1 protein-coding gene is annotated in these 1801 nt (G+C 57.0%); it reads left to right on the top strand.

Annotated features, from left to right (window positions below; all coding sequences use genetic code 11):
* Positions 1-1801: condensation domain-containing protein (locus G9G54_RS24770; protein WP_165179938.1), on the top strand; the 1801-nt coding region annotated here is incomplete at both ends.

Here is a 1801-nt window from a genome sequence, read left to right as displayed (position 1 = left end):
TGGCAGGAGGTGCTGGGGCTTGCGAAGGAGATTGGCGTTCACGACAACTTCTTCGACATCGGCGGTCACTCCCTGCGGGCGACGACGCTGGTCAGCAAGATTCATAAAGAGTTGAACGTGGATCTGCCGCTGCGCGACGTGTTCCGCCATTCCACGATCGAGAGCATGGCGGCCGCCATTTCCCGGCTGGATGAGCAGACATTCGTTGCCATTCCGATGGCGGATGACCGAGAGGTGTACCCGCAATCTTTTGCTCAAAAACGTCTCTTTATCCTGAATCAACTGGAAGGCGCGGAGCTTAGCTACAACATGCCGGAAGCGATGCTGCTGGAGGGTGCTTTGGACCGAGCGAGGTTCGAAGAAGTGTTCCGTAAGCTCGTGGCGCGGCATGAAACGCTGCGCACCGGGTTCGAAATGGTGGATGGCGAAGCATCGCAGCGGATTTACCAGGACGTGAATTTTGCCGTGGAGTTCTATCGAGCGGATGAGCAAGAGGCCGAAGAGACGGTTCGCCGTTTCGTCCGTCCGTTTGACTTGGCGAAGCCTCCGCTGCTGAGGGTAGGCCTTGTCGAGCTAGCTCCGAAACGCCATATTCTAATGTACGACATGCATCATATTATTTCCGACGGCGTCTCGATGGAAATCTTTGTTGAAGAATTCGTCCGCTTGTACGGCGGCGAGCAATTGGAGCCTCTGCGCATTCAGTACAAAGACTACACCGTTTGGCAGCATTCGCAGGAGCAGAAGGAACGGCTTCAGCGGCAGGAGGCGTACTGGCTGGACATGTTCCAAGGCGAGCTTCCGGTGCTGGAAATGCCGACCGACTATCCGCGTCCGGCCGTGCAGAGCTACGAAGGCCAAACGCTGGAGTTTTTCTTCGACGCTTCGAAAACCGACGGCCTGAAGCAGCTGGCCTCGGAAACGGGCACGACGCTGTTTATGGTGCTGCTTGCGGCGTATAACGTCCTTCTGCATAAATATTCAGGTCAGGAAGACGTGATCGTCGGTACGCCGATTGCCGGAAGGAATCATGGAGATGTGCAGCCGTTGATCGGGATTTTCTTAAACACGCTGGCTATCCGCAGTTATCCGGCTTCGGAGAAGACATTCCTGTCATACCTGAACGAAGTCAAAGAAACGACCCTCCACGCCTTCGAGCATCAAAACTATCCATTCGAAGAATTGGTGGACAAGGTGCAAGTCACCCGTGATTTAAGCCGCAATCCGCTCTTCGACACGCTATTTACGATGCAGAATACGGAGAACGAGGAATTTGAGCTGGAAGGGCTTCGCCTGATTCCTTATCCGAGCGCACTGGATACCGCGAAGTTTGATATCAGCTTGGATGTGGGCGAGGAGAACGGCGGCTTGGATTACAGCTTCGAATATGCGACGGCTCTCTACAAAAGGGAGACGATCGAACGGCTGGCGAAACATTACGAGCAGCTGCTCGTAACGATCGTAAGCCGTCCGGATGCGAAGATCGCCGAGCTGAACTTGCTGACGGCAGAGGAAAAAGAACAAATTCTCGGCGCGTTCAACCCGGCGCAGCCGGAAGCGGCTCCTGCGTCGGCGTTCCACCGGCTGTTCGAGGAACAGGCGGAGCGCACGCCGGAAGAGGCGGCCGTCGTGTACGAGAACGACCGGCTGACGTATGCGGAGCTGAACGAGCGGGCGAACCGCTTGGCGGCCACGCTGCGCGCAAGCGGCATCGGCCGGGAGATGATCGTCGGCATTCTCGCCGAGCGTTCGGTGGACTTGCTGGTGGCCGTGCTGGCCGTCTGGAAAGCGGGCGGGGCGT

This window comes from Paenibacillus sp. EKM212P, from assembly GCF_011066115.1.
GTDB classification, from domain to species: domain Bacteria; phylum Bacillota; class Bacilli; order Paenibacillales; family Paenibacillaceae; genus Paenibacillus; species Paenibacillus polymyxa_B.
This window is presented reverse-complemented; position numbering and strand designations above follow the sequence as displayed.